The organism is Effusibacillus dendaii, assembly GCF_015097055.1.
Classification (GTDB): domain Bacteria; phylum Bacillota; class Bacilli; order Tumebacillales; family Effusibacillaceae; genus Effusibacillus; species Effusibacillus dendaii.
Genome location: NZ_AP023366.1, coordinates 3,138,643 through 3,153,695 on the forward strand (window position 1 = coordinate 3,138,643; position 15,053 = coordinate 3,153,695).

A 15,053-nucleotide genomic window follows, 5' to 3' on the forward strand; every position below is an offset into this window, starting at 1 on the left:
CCTTTTTTGTTGGCATGATTTTTGCTTAACATCTGTTTTGGGAGGGAGTTATTATGAAAACGCCAAAATGGAAAAAAAGAGTATGGACAGGTATTGTGCTTGCAGGTGTTGTGATCGTTGCGGCGGCATGTTCCGCAGACAAGCCGGTTGCATCCAACACGCCTGCCGAAACGCCGAAGGAAACGAAAGCGACACAACCCAAAGTGCCGAGCATGAACGATGTGCCGCAGGGTCCGGAGGGAGAGGCTATTAAATTAGGCTATAAGCTGATGAATGAAACCAATACCGCGTTGAAGGAATACGTGGGGAACCAGATGGCTTGCTCAAGCTGTCATGGCACCGGCGGAACCGACTCGACGGCAAGCCTGGTCGGGGTGACGGCGGTCTATCCGAAATACATTTCCCGGGCTGGCAAAGTGCTGACGATTGAAGACCGGATCAACGGCTGCTTCCAGAGAAGCATGAACGGGAAGCCGCTGCCGTATGACAGCGATCAAATGCGGGCTATGGTCGCGTACTTGTCCTACATCTCGCAAGGAGTTCCCACAGGTGTAAAAGAAAGGCCCTGGGCACCGGAAATCAACATGAAAAATCCGCCGAAAGCAAATGCGGCAGACGGAGAGAAATTGTACAAACAAGCTTGCGCAGCATGCCACGGTGCTAACGGAGAAGGAACCGGTCCGCTTTCGGGGCCGCCGCTTTGGGGCAAAGATTCCTTTAACATTGGGGCAGGTATGGGCAGGCAGTGGAAGGCGGCAGCCTTCATCCAACGCAACATGCCGCTGGGCGAAATGGGTGGCATTAAACAAGGGACTTTAACCGATCAGCAGGCAGCCGATTTGGCCGCTTACATTTTATCGCAGGAACGGCCTGATTTTTCGTTAAAAGCTAACGACTGGCCCAACGGAGACGCGCCGGCAGACGTGCCCTACGAAACCAAGGCTAAGCAGGCGAAGGCTGGTCAATGAACTTTTGCCAGATGCCATTCCCCAACTGATCATATTTGTTAAAACCCGCTTTATACCTACCAGGATATAATCGGTGTAAAGATTATTGACAGGGAGGGAATCGGGATGGGAGACAAACAAACGATTGTCGTTATTGGCGGGGTTGTCGCCGGAGCCAGCGCGGCTGCCAAAGCGAGGCGCGAAGATGAACAGGCGGCCATTCATACGAAAAAGGGGACTATGTATCCTTTGCAAACTGTGGCCTGCCTTATTACGTGGGTGATGAAATCACCGAAAAATTAGCTCTGCTGCTGCATACCCCTGACTCTTTGAAAAAGTGGTTCAACCTTGATGTGTTTTGTCCGCCACAAAGTGTTGGAGATCAAGCCGGAGAACTATTTTGTGTCGGTTAAAAATCTCGACAGCGGCGAAGTCTTTGTTCAGCCTTATGACAAGTTGATCATAGCCACGGGAGCCAGGCCAATCGTGCCGCCGCTGGAAGGGATCAGCGCACGCAACGTGCAGTTGTTGCGAACCGTGCCGGACGCCGAACAGTTGAAGCATTTACTCGTATCCGGCAAAGCGAAAAAAGCGGTGGTTATCGGAGGCGGTTTCATCGGACTGGAGGCGGTGGAGAATCTCCGGAGGCAGGGAGTGGCGGTTACGCTGGTGGAGAAAACGGATCAGGTCATGCCGCCGTTGGACCGGGAAATGACGGTGGACATCGAAAAAGAATTGCGACAGATGGGCGTCCGGGTCATCTTGGGCAACGGTATTTAACAACCAGCATCAGTTTAAGGTTTAACTCGCTGCCTGCCGCCTAAACAGCGTGATATAGTAAGCCTTGCCGAACGAGGATATCAACATGTTCGGGTACATTCCGGCAAATCCGGCAGCCATGAGGGTACCGATCGTAGCCGAGATCGTTGCGAACGCCGCTGTCCTCTTTTTCTGTCGCATCAAAAGAGGTGTAAGCAGGATTGACAGCATGGAGAGAACGGGGATCAGCCAGAGCGCAGGCTGTCTGACATAGTTTTCCCGTAAGGATTTAAGAGCGTAAGCAGGCTTCCGGTATACCCTTCGTTCGTGAAGGGAAGCCCGCGAAACAGATTAGCAAATGCCACGCCCAGGAGCACAGCCACAGAAGGAACGTTTGAAAGTTCAAAAATTGTTGATGCAGGACACCACGCTGGCGGAATTGCGGAAGTTGTGTCCGGAAGCGAAGCGACTGGCTGGAAATCGCAAAGAAATACAATTTGTTCGGTCTGTACTGATTGCCGCGATTGGCGAGAAAAGGGGTTGGATTTGCGGACTTTATACCCAACAGGGTATAATGAAGGATACAAACCACAAGCCAAACAGGGGGTGATACAGCATGGAATACAATGGCGCGATGAAAAACCGCCTCCGCCGGATTGAAGGACAAGTCCGGGGAGTTTTGAGTATGATGGAACAAGAAAAGGACTGCCGCGATGTGGTGACCCAATTGACTGCCATCCGTACCGCTGTCGATCGTGCAATCGGTCTTGTGGTAGCCGGGAACCTGGAAGCCTGTATCCGGGACGAACTGGAAAAAGGAAACGACCCGGACAAGGTCATTAAAGAAGCGGTCGAACTGCTGGTCAAAAGCCGCTAGCGGATAAGGAGGGATAAGATGGCGCACCGGTTTGATCCGAAAAAAGCGCATAAACTGGATAATCCGGCGCGGCGTAAACTGCTGCCGCCGGAAGAAATTCTGGCCCCACTTGCGATCGGTGGGCGGGATGATGTCGCGGATATCGGTGTAGGGCTGGGCTATTTTGCGATTCCGGCTGCCAAAATGACAAGGGGTACTGTCTATGGAGTGGACGTGGAGCCGCAGATGCTTGGCCTTCTTAAAACAAAAGCCGCAGAGGCCGGTGTTGTGAATATTGAACCGATCCTAAGCGACGCGGAAAATATTAGCCTGCCCGATGCGAGCGTCGATAAGGTTTTCTGTTCGCTTGTTCTGCATGAACTGGCGAATTTGGAAAAAGGGTTGGCGGAAATCAGGAGAATTCTCCGCCCGGGCGGAAAGCTGCTCGTGCTTGAGTGGGAAAAGAAAGAGACGGAATCCGGACCGCCTGTCGAGGAACGGATCGATGCAATGGATCTGGAGACCGGAATTCAAGCGTTCGGGTTTCTGACCCGGGTGATTCGTCCGAATCCAAATCACTACATCATTCTCGGGGAATAGGATCAAATTCGTCGAAAGCCAAACCCTCACCGGAAAGCGGTGAGGGTTTGGCTTTGGCTTTGGCGGCATGGACATCTATTTAGCAGAATGGTATTCAATTTCCACTTCAAGATGTGGATGAGTTTCTATTTTGTATTGACCGTCGGGACAAGCTCTGGAGTGATAATGACCGCGATCATAAGATACCATTTTTTTATGACAATAGGGGCAAACCTCACGAATCCAGGAAATAAATTTGTTAAGCACAATTCTACCCTCCTATTAATCCAATAAGATTACTTGGATATTATTCTACCACATTTCAAAACAAAATTCATCGATTGGCCGATGATAATTATTATTTGGTGTTGACAAATATTTTATAAGCATTATAATAATACCCAGTAGGGTATATATCCCGTATCGTATCAAGGAAAGAAGGGATGCGTGTGGTTTGGTTGCAGTATCTTATTTTTGCAGTCGTGGTTCTGTTACTCATTAAGAAATTCTTGCCGGTTAAAGGTTTAGAAAATCTCACCCCCAGAGAACTTGAACAACTGTTAGAATCTCCAAAGGGAAGCCAATTTATTGATGTGAGAGAAAAACATGAATTTACTGGGGGACACATAAAAGGTTTTAAAAATATACCTCTAAGTGAATTCAGCAAAAGGGTGCAAGAAATGGATCGCAACAGTCGGGTGGTATTAACCTGTCAAAGCGGTATGAGAAGTCGCAGAGCTGCAAGTATTTTAAAGAAAAATGGTTTCCAATCAATCAGCCATCTTAAATCCGGGGTTTCCGGTTGGCATAGCAGTTTTGTAAAAGGGAACAAATAAAAGGAGACAGGAACATGCATGAGCCTTCTCCTTTTTAAATAAACTAATAAATACCCGGTTGGGTATTAAGGGGGTCAATTCCTGCAATGTTTCGAACAAGTCCCAGGATCATAAACATCATTCCTTTGGATGTAAAGGAAAAGCTAAAAAAAGGAGAAAAGGTAAACATCATCGATGTTCGTGAGAACGAGGAAGTCGCTCAAGGGAAAATTCCCGGTGCCAAGCATATTCGACTTTCGGAAATTCCTTCACGATTACATGAGATCGATCCAAATGTTGAGACGATTATGGTATGCCGAAGCGGAAACCGCAGCGCAAAAGCTTGTGAATTTCTTATGAATCAAGGATATCGCAATGTGAAAAATATGATGGGCGGTATGAACGCCTGGGAAGGCGATGTTGAATAACGTCCCAAAAATTTTCTCAAATAAAAATGATAAGGAGAGATTTGTATTATGGCACGTCGTGTGGCAATTATTGCATCAAACGGTGGATTGGATTCTGCGTACAAAGTATTAAACATTGCAACTGCAGCAGCGGCAACAGATGCAGAGGTGGCCATTTTCTTTACTTTTGAAGCGCTTGCTATTATTCACAAGGACTCTGCCGCCATGCTTACCATGGGACCTGGCAAAGAGCATTACATGGAAGGATTTAAGCGTGCAAACGTACCTTCCATTCAAGAACTGTTGCAGATTGCAATGGAAAGCGGAGTCAAGATGATCGCTTGTCAAATGACAATGGACGTAACAGGTATGACCAAAGACATGTTTATCGAAGGGGTTGAGGTAGGAGGCGCCGTTACATTCTTGGACTTTGCATATGACGCGGATGCAACTGTAACATTCTAATGCGCCACGGGGAGCTTAACTGCCTCTACACCCTTCTTGGAGAGGGGGATCAAGGGCTTGACGACCGGATTGTTTATTACGTTGTTCGTTCTGGGGTTTATCGGTTCGTTTTTATCAGGAATGTTGGGGATAGGGGGAGCGATTATCAATTACCCCATGCTGCTATACATTCCGGCAGCGTTAGGGGTAGGGAGTTTTACGGCTCATGAGGTTTCCGGCATTCTTGCGGTACAAGTGTTTTTCGCTACTCTTTCAGGCGTATTGGCGCTTAGGAAAGAAAAACTGATTAATTTCAAGCTTGTGACATACATGGGGATTTCCATCATTGTGGGAAGCTTTTTGGGGGGCTACGGGGGAAAATTCCTTTCCGGTCATGCAATCAATCTGGTTTATGCAGTGCTGGCCACGATTGCTGCAGTCATGATGTTTATTCCAAAGAAAGGGATGGAAGATGAATCAGTTGAAGAGCTGCAATTTAACCGAATTGTGGCAATCATTTCGGCATTTGCAGTAGGGGCTGCCTCCGGGATTGTGGGGGCTGGAGGAGCCTTCCTTCTAGTGCCGATCATGCTGGTGATCCTTAAAATTCCGACTCGTGTAACAATTGCCTCCTCGCTCGCCGTAACCTTTATTTCATCAATTGGTTCCATGGTGGGAAAACTGATGGCAGGCCATATTCCGTTTTGGTCTACAGTTGTTATCGTTGTTGCCAGTGTTTTGGCAGCGCCGCTCGGAGCGAAATTGAGCAAACGGGTCAATACAAAAATCCTTAAGGTGATCTTGTCGCTACTGATTGTAGCGACAACCGTAAAAATATGGATTGATATTCTGTTCAGCTAAAGAAAGGAGTAAGCATTGTGAGCACCATTGCAGTTGACAAAAGCATAGATTGTAAAGGTTTGTCTTGTCCGATGCCGATTGTAAGAACCAAGAAGGCAATGGAAGAAATTCTTCCCGGACAGGTGTTGGAAGTCGAGGCTACAGACCCTGGTTCTGTGTCAGATGTTAAAAGCTGGGCGGAAAGAACCGGACATCAGTTCATTGGAACGGAACAACACGAAGAAGTATTTAAGCACTATATCCGAAAATCGGACCCGAGTGAAGTGAAACCGGAACGGAATCACCCTCATGTAGTTACGAATGAGGAACTTCAGCAAAAGTTGGGGGAAAACCCCGTTATTATAGACGTTCGCGAACCTGCCGAGTACGCTTTCGGGCATATCCCGGGAGCCAGATCCATCCCGTTTGGTCGGCTTGAGGAAACAATAGAAGAGTTAAGAGCTCTTGGTGAGACAGAAATTCATGTAATTTGCCGTACGGGAACTCGAAGTGACGTAGCTTGTCAAATTCTTACGGAAAAAGGCTTTCAGAACGTAAAAAACGTAATGCCTGGCATGTCACAATGGAGCGGTCCGATAAATAAAAAATAACCACGGAAAGGGTGACGAAAACATGGCAGTAAAAACCATAACTGCGAAAGAACTTCACAGCAGAATAAATGGAGGAAATCCCGTATTTATTCTGGATGTAAGAAACCCGGATGAATATAACGACTGGAAAATCGAAGGGAAAGAACTTAAATCGATAAACATTCCCTACTTTGATTTCTTGGATGAGGATGAAAAAAACTATAAGCACCTGCCCAAGGATACTGAAATTGCAGTGGTTTGCGCAAAAGGCGGTGCAGCCTTGATGGTCGCGGAAATTCTTGATGAAAAAGGCTACGACGTAAGCTACCTGGAAGAAGGGATGCTCGAATGGAGCCGTTTCTATCATCCGGTAACGATTCATGTAGGGGAAGACATGAAGTTGATTCAAGTAAATCGTTTGGCAAAGGGATGCTTGTCCTACATGGTAATTTCTAAAGGGAACGCCATGATTGTAGACCCTAACCGTCACATCAATGAGTATCTGGAACTGGCGGAAAGGGAGAATGCAAAAATCATGCATATTATGGATACGCATCTCCATGCTGACCATATCTCCGGAGGTCAGGAACTGGCGGAACAAACAGGGGCTACTTACTATATTTCGTCCAGTGAGATGCAGGGAAGCGATATCCCTTATGAACCACTGGAAAGTCATAAAGAAATCAAGTTTGGAGATGTGCAAGTGAAAGTTTTGGCGATTCCAACCCCCGGTCATACACCGGGAAGCGTGTCCTTCTTGGTAAACGACAAATTTCTTCTGTCAGGGGATACCATTTTTGTAGGTGGGCTGGGAAGACCTGACCTCGGAGGAAAAGCTCGGGAATGGGCTCAATCGTTGTACGATACAGTGTTCCAAACGATTGCTGGATTGTCGGATGACACGATGGTTCTCCCAACGCACTATGCGGATATCAAAGAAATTAATGAAGGCGGCTTTGTCGGGGCAACGCTGGGAGAAATTCGCCAAAGCAATGAAATCATGCGTACAGAAGACCGTGAAGAGTTTACGGAAAAAGTGGCTGGTACAGCGGGAGCGGCTACACCGCCTAATTACGAGGAGATAGTAGAAATAAACCGTGGAACTGTGGAGGTTACAGCCGATAAAGCAACGGAGTTGGAAATTGGACCAAATCGTTGTGCTGTTCACCATAGCTAATAAAGAAAATAGGAGGAGGTTTTGAAAAAGATGAACACGGATGTTTTTGTAGATGCAAAAGGGCTGTCCTGTCCGATGCCGATTGTAAAAGCCAAAAAAGCTATTGATGCGCTTCAGCCGGGACAAATTATGGAGTTGGAAGCAACTGACAAAGGATCAGTCAATGATTTTCAGAGCTGGGTGAAACAAACCAAGCATGAAATGATCAAGATGGAAGAAGACAACGGAGTCTATCGGTTTTTTGTAAAAAAAGGACAATAATGAGGTGATTGGGATGTTCCATTATACAGTGGAAACCAGTAAGAGTGTGGAGGATGCTGTGCAAGCGGTGGAGGAGAGCTTAAAGAAGTACAAGTTCGGCGTGCTGTGGCATTTTAACATCACCTCCAAGCTTCAGGAAAAAGGCGTTGATTTTACGCAACCGTATCGGGTGCTTGAAGTGTGCAACCCTGTGGAAGCGGCAAGAGTATTGTCACAGAACGGGTTAATGGGATATTTCCTTCCCTGCAAAGTTGTTGTCTACGAAGAGAACGGAAAAACCAAAATTGGCCTTCCGAAGCCTACCGTTCTGGTGGATGTTGTCAATGACCCCGGCCTGAAGGAAATTGCTCAAGAAGTGGAAAATACGTTAATTCAAGCCATTAACGACGCCAAATAATTAAGATGTCAAATAACAAGATAAGGTGGGATTGACATGGAATCTGTAAATGAATCCAAATTTGACCAACTGCTTCAATCTGACCGGCCTACACTCGCTTTCTTCACCGCAGATTGGTGACCTTATTGCAAACGACTGGCTCCGGTCGTAGAAAAGCTTGAAAGTCAATATCCAGAAGTTCATTTTGTTTATGTGGATTCGGATGATCAACCGAGTCTCCCGCAAAGATATGGAGTTTTGGGTTTACCGACATTAATTCTTTTCAAACAAGGGAACCCCCAAAATCCACTGGTTGGATTTCAGCCGGAGGCTGCTATTAAGTCATATCTTGAAGGATAACAGTTGACGCCCGGCATTGGGCGTCTTGTTATCTATTTGGAGGGGGGATTTGGGGACATTAAAGGAGAGTGAGATCAATGCAGTACGACGATGCAATTAAAAACCGGCTTCGCCGAATTGAAGGCCAAATAAGAGGCGTTTACACAATGATGGATTCGGAAAAAGAGTGCAAAGATGTTGTGACGCAACTACAAGCGATTCGATCTGCTGTTGATCGTACAATTGGACTGTTGGTAGCAAGCAATTTAGAATCATGTATTCGTATGGAACTAAAAAAAGGCAACCAGCCAGATAATGTAATAAGAGAAGCAGTCGATTTACTGGTTAAGAGTCGCTAAAAGACAATGATTCACCGAGTTGTTGACTCGGCTAAATGGAAAGGAAAAAATATGAAACGATTTTGGAAAAGTTTGTGACTATCACAAAAAATACTGCTCTTGTTAGGAGTCGGTTATAGTGCTTTTTGGATTACTCAGCAGTTGTTGCAACGATAAATGATGTAATGCATACATCATACACTGCTTTCCGGAATCCCATTAAACGGTTTTTGCAGTGTGACATGGTGCAGACCTTTGGATTTCCAACGTGTATGAACATGAACAGGCCTAAGTGACATAGTAGTGATGGATTACGGGAGGCGCACGCTAATGCTGGAGGTTCAGATTCCAGGACGGGGACTGTTTCATTTTTCTCATGTTTTTATTGATTTCAACGGAACTATTGCTACTGATGGCATCATTTCTGAACCGCTGAAACCATTACTTTCTGAATTGTCGGAAATCTTGGAGATTATTATTGTCACTGCAGATAATAATGGAACGGTCCAGAATCAGTGTAAGGGGTTGCCAGTCAAGGTGCGGATCGTTTCCGCTAGCGAACAAGATGAACAAAAGGCTCGGATAATGCAGGAAACGCAAAGAGATCACACAATTGCTATCGGTAACGGCGTTGTCGACGTAAAAATGTTCAATGCCGCTGATGTGGCGATTTGTGTACTTGCCGACGAAGGCTGTTCACCAAAGGCACTCTTGGCAAGCGACATTGTAGTCAGGGATATGCGAAATGCACTTGAACTATTGACCCATCCGCATCGATTGGTAGCTTCCCTGCGAAATTGAATTTGAAATCCACAGAAGATGAATCAAACAGGAGGTACGAGGAAGGATGCAACGCGAACAAGTGAACCAAGCAAAACAACAACTCATAGCAGCGGCCGAAAAGTTATCTTCCGCCGGAGTGATGTTTCGAGGAGAGCATGCAAACCTGTCTGCTCGTGTAGGGGATGACTCTATGGTAATGACTCGAGGTGGGAATATTAGTCACCTTACGATGGACAGCTTTGCTGTAGTCCGGCTCGATGAAACCGTGGTGGAAGGAGAAGTGGATCCAGTTACAGCGGAAGTGATTCATATGCATGCTGCCGTATACCGTGCAAAGGCAACAGTGGGAGCGGTCATTCACAACCACGCGCCAAACGTAACGGTGTTTGCAGTAGCAAAAGAACCTCTTCCTGTTGCGTATGAGCCCCTGCTTCGTTTTGGCGTAACTGAACCGATTCCGGTGGTATCCTGGGCTCCAAGAGGTTCGCAAGAATCTGTTTCGAGGATTGTCGATATTGTAACCGACCGCCCGGGTGTGCCGGCCGTAATGCTGGCAAATCATGGAGTTCTTGCCTTTGGGAAGGATCCAGTACAAACAGCGCAACTGATTGCGACACTGGATGAAGCAGCGGAGCTTATCCTAAAGGCTCGACTGATTGGCGGAGAGAAGCCTCTTCCGGATCAGGCGCTTGAACAGGTAAGAACACGTATGGAGCAATTTTCTTCTCGTTGAGGATAACACGCACGACTATCGGGGCGACATGAGTGAAGGCACTAAAGAAAGGAAGGACACCCAATGCTGCATGTTTCAGATGACGCTATTTCAAAACTCAAGGAATTGCTTAATTTTCCAAAAGCCAGCATGATTCGGTTATATATTGCGGGAGTTGGCTGAGGGGGGCCGTCTTACGGAATGGCTCCGGAGGAGTCAACAGATGAACATGACCAGACAGTTGAAATTGATGGAATTCGATTTGTTTATAATTCTGGATTATCCCCTTACATGGAAGGATTAAACATTAATTATAAGAGCTCTTGGCTAGGTAAAGGATTTGAAATCAACAGAAATGATAGGTCCGGTAATTGTTGATGGGATATTTAATGTAAGATAGGAGCACCTTTTTAGGCGTTCCTTCCGACAAAGTGATAGGTTAGGGTTTTACTATTTGGAACATTCGACTGGCAATGGACTCTGCTTGAGGAAAGGACAGGCCTAATTTCCAGCCTCCCATACCTTTTATATTATATTTTGTAATCAAACGATATTTTTTAACGATGCTTCGGGCGTCTTCAAACCATACTACGTGTTTTCCGCCGGAAGCATCTGTATAGTAAAAATAAGGAGATTCACTCTCCTTGTCATATTGTATGGGGGATCCGTGATCCATTGCCAGTTCGATGGCCTGGCTCTGTGCGTAGGACTTTCCGGACGTTTTACCGTTTGGTGAAAGGGTCCAATCATATGCATACATGGGTATACCTAGGAACAGCTTTTGTTTAGGAACTCTGGTTACGGCATAGTTAAGTGTTGCGCGAACTTGCCGAATCGGTGCAATTGGACCTGCAGGTCCTCCCAACCAATGCCAATCATAAGTCATGAGGAAAAAATAGTCCACTACTTTACCCAAGGCAGCATAATCGTAACCTGCCAGATAGCTGGGGGTCTGATCTCCTTGTTTTGCGGGCACAGCGATAGACAATGTAAAATGGTTACGTTTCAATTTCTGAGCGAGCTCGTTCATGAATTGATTAAAAAACTCCCGATCCTGAGGGTATAATTGTTCAAAATCAATATTAACCCCTTTATAGCCTTGGGTCCGCAGCAAGATATCGATGTTTTGAATCAGCTTTCGTCTAAGTTTCGGTGTTTTTAACAGACGATGGGCCAGCTCAGGGTCGAATCCTTTTTGAGTCAAGTTGGTCACTACGGCAACCGGTTCCGAATGTTGCTTCCAGCTTTCCTTAATTGCTGTTGTTGCATACAAAGGGCTTAATGTTCCGTTATGGTCTGGATGGTATTCAAATATGCCAATTTGAGTGACCAGTGGACTATACTGACGTAAAAGCCATAAATCAGAAAGCTTGTTCTTTGGAACCATATAGGCTCCAGTCATAATACTCGTTTTTTGCGGTTGGGGGACCACAATTTTAGTCCCAGTCCAGGTGTTCAAAGGGTTTTGAACATTATTGACTCTGATAATCTCTTCTTGAGAAATTCCGTGTCGTTCAGCTATCTTCCAAATGGAATCACCGGCAGCAAGGATGTATTCATTGCCGGAAAGAATTAATGATTGTCCGGGAACGATCCGCTCGCCAGAGAGTCCATTTGTTGTCTTGATCGCAGCCACAGACTGGTGATACACGTTGGCAATTTTGGTTAACGTGTCCCCGGTTTTAACCTCATAAATCACAAAGGAATCGGGGGCTCGATTTGCGTAGACAGGCAGTCCATCAGATGAGAAGCAAATAATGGATAAGATCAACAGGAGTATTTTTTGATAAATAGGCTTCAACTATGTTCCCCCCAGGATCAAAGGTTCCTGAATAATTTATCCAATTGTTCTTCAAAAAAATCACACATTTTTGTCGTAATCCTTGCTCTAGGGATTCTCGCAGGGATTGTAAATTCACAAAAGGGTAAAAAAGACATGGCTTCTGGAAGTCCTGAAACCGACACAAATCAATCAGAGATTGCCGTTTTGCCGCGACCAGGCTAATAGGGCTCCTGATTTTGTTTTGAACGATCTGGATGGAAAGCAGGTAAAGATAAGCGAGTTAAAAGGGGAAAAGCTGCTGCTGAATTTCTGGGTTTCATGGTGTCCGCCGTGTAAAGCGGGATTTTTGACCCTTTCCTCAAAGTGGATCGGATTGTTTGCGGGAATCGGTTTGTCTTCATGGATTGGAAGCGGAGTTGGAATGCTTTATTTCGTAATTCGAATCTTTCAATACCGGATTCCATTGATGACCCTGCTTGATATTGTAGTTCCGCCATTTCTGTTAGGCGTGAGCGCATATTCAATAATCGTGGCAGACTACGGATCAGAACCGATTTGATTTGGGGAACGATAATGGAAGGGGAAAAGTTTCATCCTGTCAAACTCTATAGGGCAATATTTTTTGCAGTCAGCGGAGGTATCCTTTTGTCAAAAATACGTTTGCAATCTTGTGGAAGCAGAGGTTCACTAGGGTTACTGGCATTTGGGACAGGGGGCCTACTAATTTCATTGGGTGAGTATAATCAGTATCTCTGGCTTTATTTGGCTCCCATGCAGTGGGCGTACCTTATTATTGCTGTTGTGGGGATTTTTTTGTTTATGAGACAGCTACGTGAGGCGACATTAAATCGGGGTGAAAAATGACAATAAAAGCGCTCTTAGTGGAAGATGAAGAAAACTTTCGGCAAATGCTTCAAGTTTATTTACAAGCGAATGGAATATCGGTTATAGAAGCCGAAAATGGCTCACAGGCGAAAGAAATTTTGGCGCAAGGGAATTTTGACGTGATTATCCTCGACATTATGATGCCCGTTATGGACGGATTTGCTTTTTTGGAGCAGTATACAGGTACAATTCCGATACTGGTCATTTCCGCCAAGTCGCAAACAGAAGACAAACTGCGTGGATTCCAATTCGGAATTGACGATTATTTAACAAAGCCTTTTGATTTGAGAGAACTGGTTGCACGTATCCAGGTTCTTGTAAGACGCTCAAATGGGAACATGGAAATGGAGCGGCCGATGGGCACTTTCCTTCTTGATCGTGATACCTGGAAATTGATCGTTCAAGGAAAGGAAATGATCCTAACCCCAAAAGAATTTGAAATTCTTGATATCCTGTTTCACCGTCCCGAACGTGTATTTACCCGCGACGAGCTATTAATTCAGGTATGGGGAAATGAACACGATGGAGATGAGCGGGTGGTTGATACACATGTCAAAAATATCAGGGAAAAATTTAGGAAGGCACATATCACGTTTTCCCCGATCGAAACAGTATGGGGGGTGGGATACCGGTTCGGAGGCAGCGAGAAATGAAAAAAGAGATCCGAGGAAAAATTTTGTTGATTTTAGTGGTCCTGTTGGCTGTGGTGATTCTCTCTCTTGCGATTACATTTTCTCATCTGTTCACGACGGTATTTACGAGTCAACGACTAGAAAACTTAAGTAACAGTGCGGAACAATACGCCAGGATAATCGAGCAAACACCCCACTTTCATCCTCCGTCAGAAAAGGCACTTCAACTGGGAGAATCACAAAGCTTAATGGTGATCGATTCTTCCGGAAACGTAAGGTATCAAACAGGTGACATGAGACTACTCGAAAAGGGGAAATCCATTCCCGGTCAGGAAAAAGTTTTGCAAGGACAACGCCTGCTTATTAAAACCGTTCTTTCTGCCTCAAATGAATCAGTGTTTTTGGCAGGGATTCCTCTGGGGGCTCCTGTTCGCGGGGCGGTTTTTTTACTAGAGCCGGCTGCGACGGGAGATCAGGTGATTCAAACGTTAAATAAAGTATTGGGATTTGGGGTTGTCGGTGCCCTGCTGGTTGCATTAGGAGCTGCCTTGATTGTTTCGGAACGAATGGCTCGTCCGTTAATACAAATGCAAGAGGTTGCCTCAGCAATTATGAGGGGCGATTTTTCACAAAAAGCAAAGGTTTCCGGAACGGATGAACTATCCACACTGGGCAGTTCTCTGAATCAGCTGGCTGCTCACTTGAAAATACTGCAGGAATCGCGTGCAGAGTTTCTGAGTAACGTTTCCCACGAAATCCGCACTCCACTGAGTTATATTCAAGGATATACGCAAATTGTGAGAGAAGGACTAGCCGCATCGGAAGAAGAAAGGCAGAAATACCTTGATATTATTCAGGATGAGATAGGGAGGCTGCAGGGGATTTTAAATGACCTAATGAGCCCTGTCAGATTTGAGGAAGCCAAATTGGAAATTCGTCCAACCCCCGTAGAACTCGTTCCTCTAATAAAAAAGACGTTGCACACTTTGGAACCATTTGCAAATCAAAAACAGATGGTTTTGACGTATCATGGAACACCACACCTTCCTCAGGTGTATGTCGATAAGGATCGTATAGAACAGGTATTGCTTAACCTGGTGCATAATGCGGTTCAGTATTCTGACGTGGGTTGTCGAGTTGATATAAAAACACGGTTTTCCGAAGAACAGGTATTTGTATCTATAGAAGATAATGGTCCGGGTATTCCGCAACAAGAGCTTTCGTTAATATGGGAAAGGTTTTATAGAGTGGAAAAATCAAGAAATCGTGCGTTGGGAGGAACTGGGTTAGGTCTACCTATATCGAAACAGATTATCGAAGCCCATAACGGGCAAATTCAAATGACCAGTCAGCCGGGAGAAGGGACACTGGTATCATTTGTGCTCCCCAGGTATCGTCCCGATAGGACAGACAGTCAAACGGAGGAACGCCTATGAGGAGATGGATCAGTCTTGCCGGTGTCCTGTTTATAGTTGCAGGTGCGGTTTGTTTAAGTATCACCGCTAATGGGCCGTGGGGGTTTTCGTTAAA

Annotated in this window: 23 protein-coding genes and 1 pseudogene; 22 read left to right on the top strand and 2 right to left on the bottom strand. The window is 45.7% G+C overall.

The genetic code is table 11. The features are described 5' to 3' along the window. Positions 1-53: 53 nt before the first annotated feature. The 7 genes from skT53_RS16625 to skT53_RS16655 all read left to right on the top strand — a co-directional run bounded on the left by skT53_RS16625 (position 54) and on the right by skT53_RS16655 (position 3,162). Positions 54-968 (top strand): c-type cytochrome, encoded by a 915-nt coding sequence (locus tag skT53_RS16625; RefSeq protein WP_200758904.1) that lies wholly within the window; start codon positions 54-56, stop codon positions 966-968. Positions 969-1,073: 105 nt separating this feature from the next. Beyond that, a complete protein-coding gene (locus skT53_RS16630) occupies positions 1,074-1,250 on the top strand; it encodes a hypothetical protein (protein WP_200758905.1) in 177 nt (58 codons plus the stop codon). Positions 1,251-1,298: 48 nt separating this feature from the next. Continuing rightward, positions 1,299-1,727, top strand: coding sequence for an NAD(P)/FAD-dependent oxidoreductase (locus tag skT53_RS16635; RefSeq protein WP_226375464.1), 429 nt, complete (start codon positions 1,299-1,301; stop codon positions 1,725-1,727). A gap of 85 nt (positions 1,728-1,812) precedes the next feature. Next, on the top strand, positions 1,813-1,980 hold the full coding sequence (locus tag skT53_RS16640) for a hypothetical protein (protein WP_200758907.1): 168 nt from the start codon (positions 1,813-1,815) through the stop codon (positions 1,978-1,980). Positions 1,981-2,100: 120 nt separating this feature from the next. Next, positions 2,101-2,316 carry a hypothetical protein gene (locus skT53_RS16645; RefSeq protein ID WP_200758908.1) on the top strand — a complete coding sequence of 72 codons (216 nt, stop codon included), beginning with the start codon at positions 2,101-2,103 and terminating at the stop codon, positions 2,314-2,316. A 6-nt stretch (positions 2,317-2,322) separates the two neighbouring features. Next, positions 2,323-2,583, top strand: coding sequence for a metal-sensitive transcriptional regulator (locus tag skT53_RS16650; RefSeq protein WP_200758909.1), 261 nt, complete (start codon positions 2,323-2,325; stop codon positions 2,581-2,583). A gap of 18 nt (positions 2,584-2,601) precedes the next feature. Further along, the gene (locus tag skT53_RS16655) at positions 2,602-3,162 is read left to right on the top strand and encodes a class I SAM-dependent methyltransferase (protein ID WP_200758910.1); all 561 of its coding nucleotides are present in this window, start codon (positions 2,602-2,604) and stop codon (positions 3,160-3,162) included. Positions 3,163-3,237: 75 nt separating this feature from the next. On the opposite strand, the gene skT53_RS16660 is transcribed toward skT53_RS16655, so the two are convergent. Continuing rightward, positions 3,238-3,408 (bottom strand): hypothetical protein, encoded by a 171-nt coding sequence (locus skT53_RS16660; RefSeq protein ID WP_200758911.1) that lies wholly within the window; start codon positions 3,406-3,408, stop codon positions 3,238-3,240. A gap of 182 nt (positions 3,409-3,590) precedes the next feature. Between skT53_RS16660 and skT53_RS16665 the strand changes: the two genes are divergently transcribed. From skT53_RS16665 to skT53_RS16720, 12 genes and pseudogenes are all read left to right on the top strand, one after another. Next, a complete protein-coding gene (locus skT53_RS16665; RefSeq protein WP_200758912.1) occupies positions 3,591-3,977 on the top strand; it encodes a rhodanese-like domain-containing protein in 387 nt (128 codons plus the stop codon). 86 nt (positions 3,978-4,063) lie between these two features. Beyond that, complete coding sequence (locus skT53_RS16670) at positions 4,064-4,384, top strand: rhodanese-like domain-containing protein (RefSeq protein ID WP_200758913.1); 321 nt, start codon at positions 4,064-4,066, stop codon at positions 4,382-4,384. Between the two features lie 48 nt (positions 4,385-4,432). After that, complete coding sequence (locus skT53_RS16675; protein ID WP_200758914.1) at positions 4,433-4,828, top strand: DsrE/DsrF/DrsH-like family protein; 396 nt, start codon at positions 4,433-4,435, stop codon at positions 4,826-4,828. Between the two features lie 57 nt (positions 4,829-4,885). Next, positions 4,886-5,668 (top strand): sulfite exporter TauE/SafE family protein, encoded by a 783-nt coding sequence (locus tag skT53_RS16680; protein ID WP_200758915.1) that lies wholly within the window; start codon positions 4,886-4,888, stop codon positions 5,666-5,668. A 17-nt stretch (positions 5,669-5,685) separates the two neighbouring features. Further along, the gene (locus skT53_RS16685) at positions 5,686-6,258 is read left to right on the top strand and encodes a sulfurtransferase TusA family protein (RefSeq protein ID WP_226375263.1); all 573 of its coding nucleotides are present in this window, start codon (positions 5,686-5,688) and stop codon (positions 6,256-6,258) included. 22 nt (positions 6,259-6,280) lie between these two features. Then, positions 6,281-7,414 carry an MBL fold metallo-hydrolase gene (locus skT53_RS16690; RefSeq protein ID WP_200758916.1) on the top strand — a complete coding sequence of 378 codons (1,134 nt, stop codon included), beginning with the start codon at positions 6,281-6,283 and terminating at the stop codon, positions 7,412-7,414. Positions 7,415-7,444: 30 nt separating this feature from the next. After that, positions 7,445-7,675, top strand: a complete 231-nt coding sequence (locus tag skT53_RS16695; protein ID WP_200758917.1) for a sulfurtransferase TusA family protein — start codon at positions 7,445-7,447, stop codon at positions 7,673-7,675. A gap of 13 nt (positions 7,676-7,688) precedes the next feature. After that, positions 7,689-8,072 carry a DUF302 domain-containing protein gene (locus skT53_RS16700; protein WP_200758918.1) on the top strand — a complete coding sequence of 128 codons (384 nt, stop codon included), beginning with the start codon at positions 7,689-7,691 and terminating at the stop codon, positions 8,070-8,072. 132 nt (positions 8,073-8,204) lie between these two features. Then, a pseudogene (locus tag skT53_RS19275) lies at positions 8,205-8,411 on the top strand (thioredoxin family protein); the annotation flags it as partial. 77 nt (positions 8,412-8,488) lie between these two features. Further along, positions 8,489-8,749, top strand: a complete 261-nt coding sequence (locus skT53_RS16710; RefSeq protein ID WP_200758919.1) for a metal-sensitive transcriptional regulator — start codon at positions 8,489-8,491, stop codon at positions 8,747-8,749. Positions 8,750-9,058: 309 nt separating this feature from the next. Then, the gene (locus skT53_RS16715; RefSeq protein WP_200758920.1) at positions 9,059-9,529 is read left to right on the top strand and encodes an HAD family hydrolase; all 471 of its coding nucleotides are present in this window, start codon (positions 9,059-9,061) and stop codon (positions 9,527-9,529) included. A gap of 46 nt (positions 9,530-9,575) precedes the next feature. Next, on the top strand, positions 9,576-10,244 hold the full coding sequence (locus skT53_RS16720) for a class II aldolase/adducin family protein (protein WP_200758921.1): 669 nt from the start codon (positions 9,576-9,578) through the stop codon (positions 10,242-10,244). Positions 10,245-10,662: 418 nt separating this feature from the next. Here the strand turns inward: skT53_RS16720 and skT53_RS16725 are convergent, their stop codons facing one another. Then, positions 10,663-12,024 carry a glycosyl hydrolase family 18 protein gene (locus skT53_RS16725; protein ID WP_200758922.1) on the bottom strand — a complete coding sequence of 454 codons (1,362 nt, stop codon included), beginning with the start codon at positions 12,022-12,024 and terminating at the stop codon, positions 10,663-10,665. 178 nt (positions 12,025-12,202) lie between these two features. On the opposite strand from skT53_RS16725, the gene skT53_RS18910 reads away from it, so the two are divergent. The 3 genes from skT53_RS18910 (at position 12,203) to skT53_RS16740 (ending at position 14,959) form a co-directional block, all read left to right on the top strand. Then, positions 12,203-12,565 carry a peroxiredoxin family protein gene (locus tag skT53_RS18910; RefSeq protein ID WP_318978568.1) on the top strand — a complete coding sequence of 121 codons (363 nt, stop codon included), beginning with the start codon at positions 12,203-12,205 and terminating at the stop codon, positions 12,563-12,565. 301 nt (positions 12,566-12,866) lie between these two features. Continuing rightward, positions 12,867-13,544 (top strand): response regulator transcription factor, encoded by a 678-nt coding sequence (locus skT53_RS16735; RefSeq protein WP_200758923.1) that lies wholly within the window; start codon positions 12,867-12,869, stop codon positions 13,542-13,544. Continuing rightward, a complete protein-coding gene (locus tag skT53_RS16740) occupies positions 13,541-14,959 on the top strand; it encodes a HAMP domain-containing sensor histidine kinase (protein ID WP_200758924.1) in 1,419 nt (472 codons plus the stop codon). Before skT53_RS16735 ends, skT53_RS16740 begins: the two co-directional genes overlap by 4 nt. Positions 14,960-15,053: the final 94 nt, after the last annotated feature.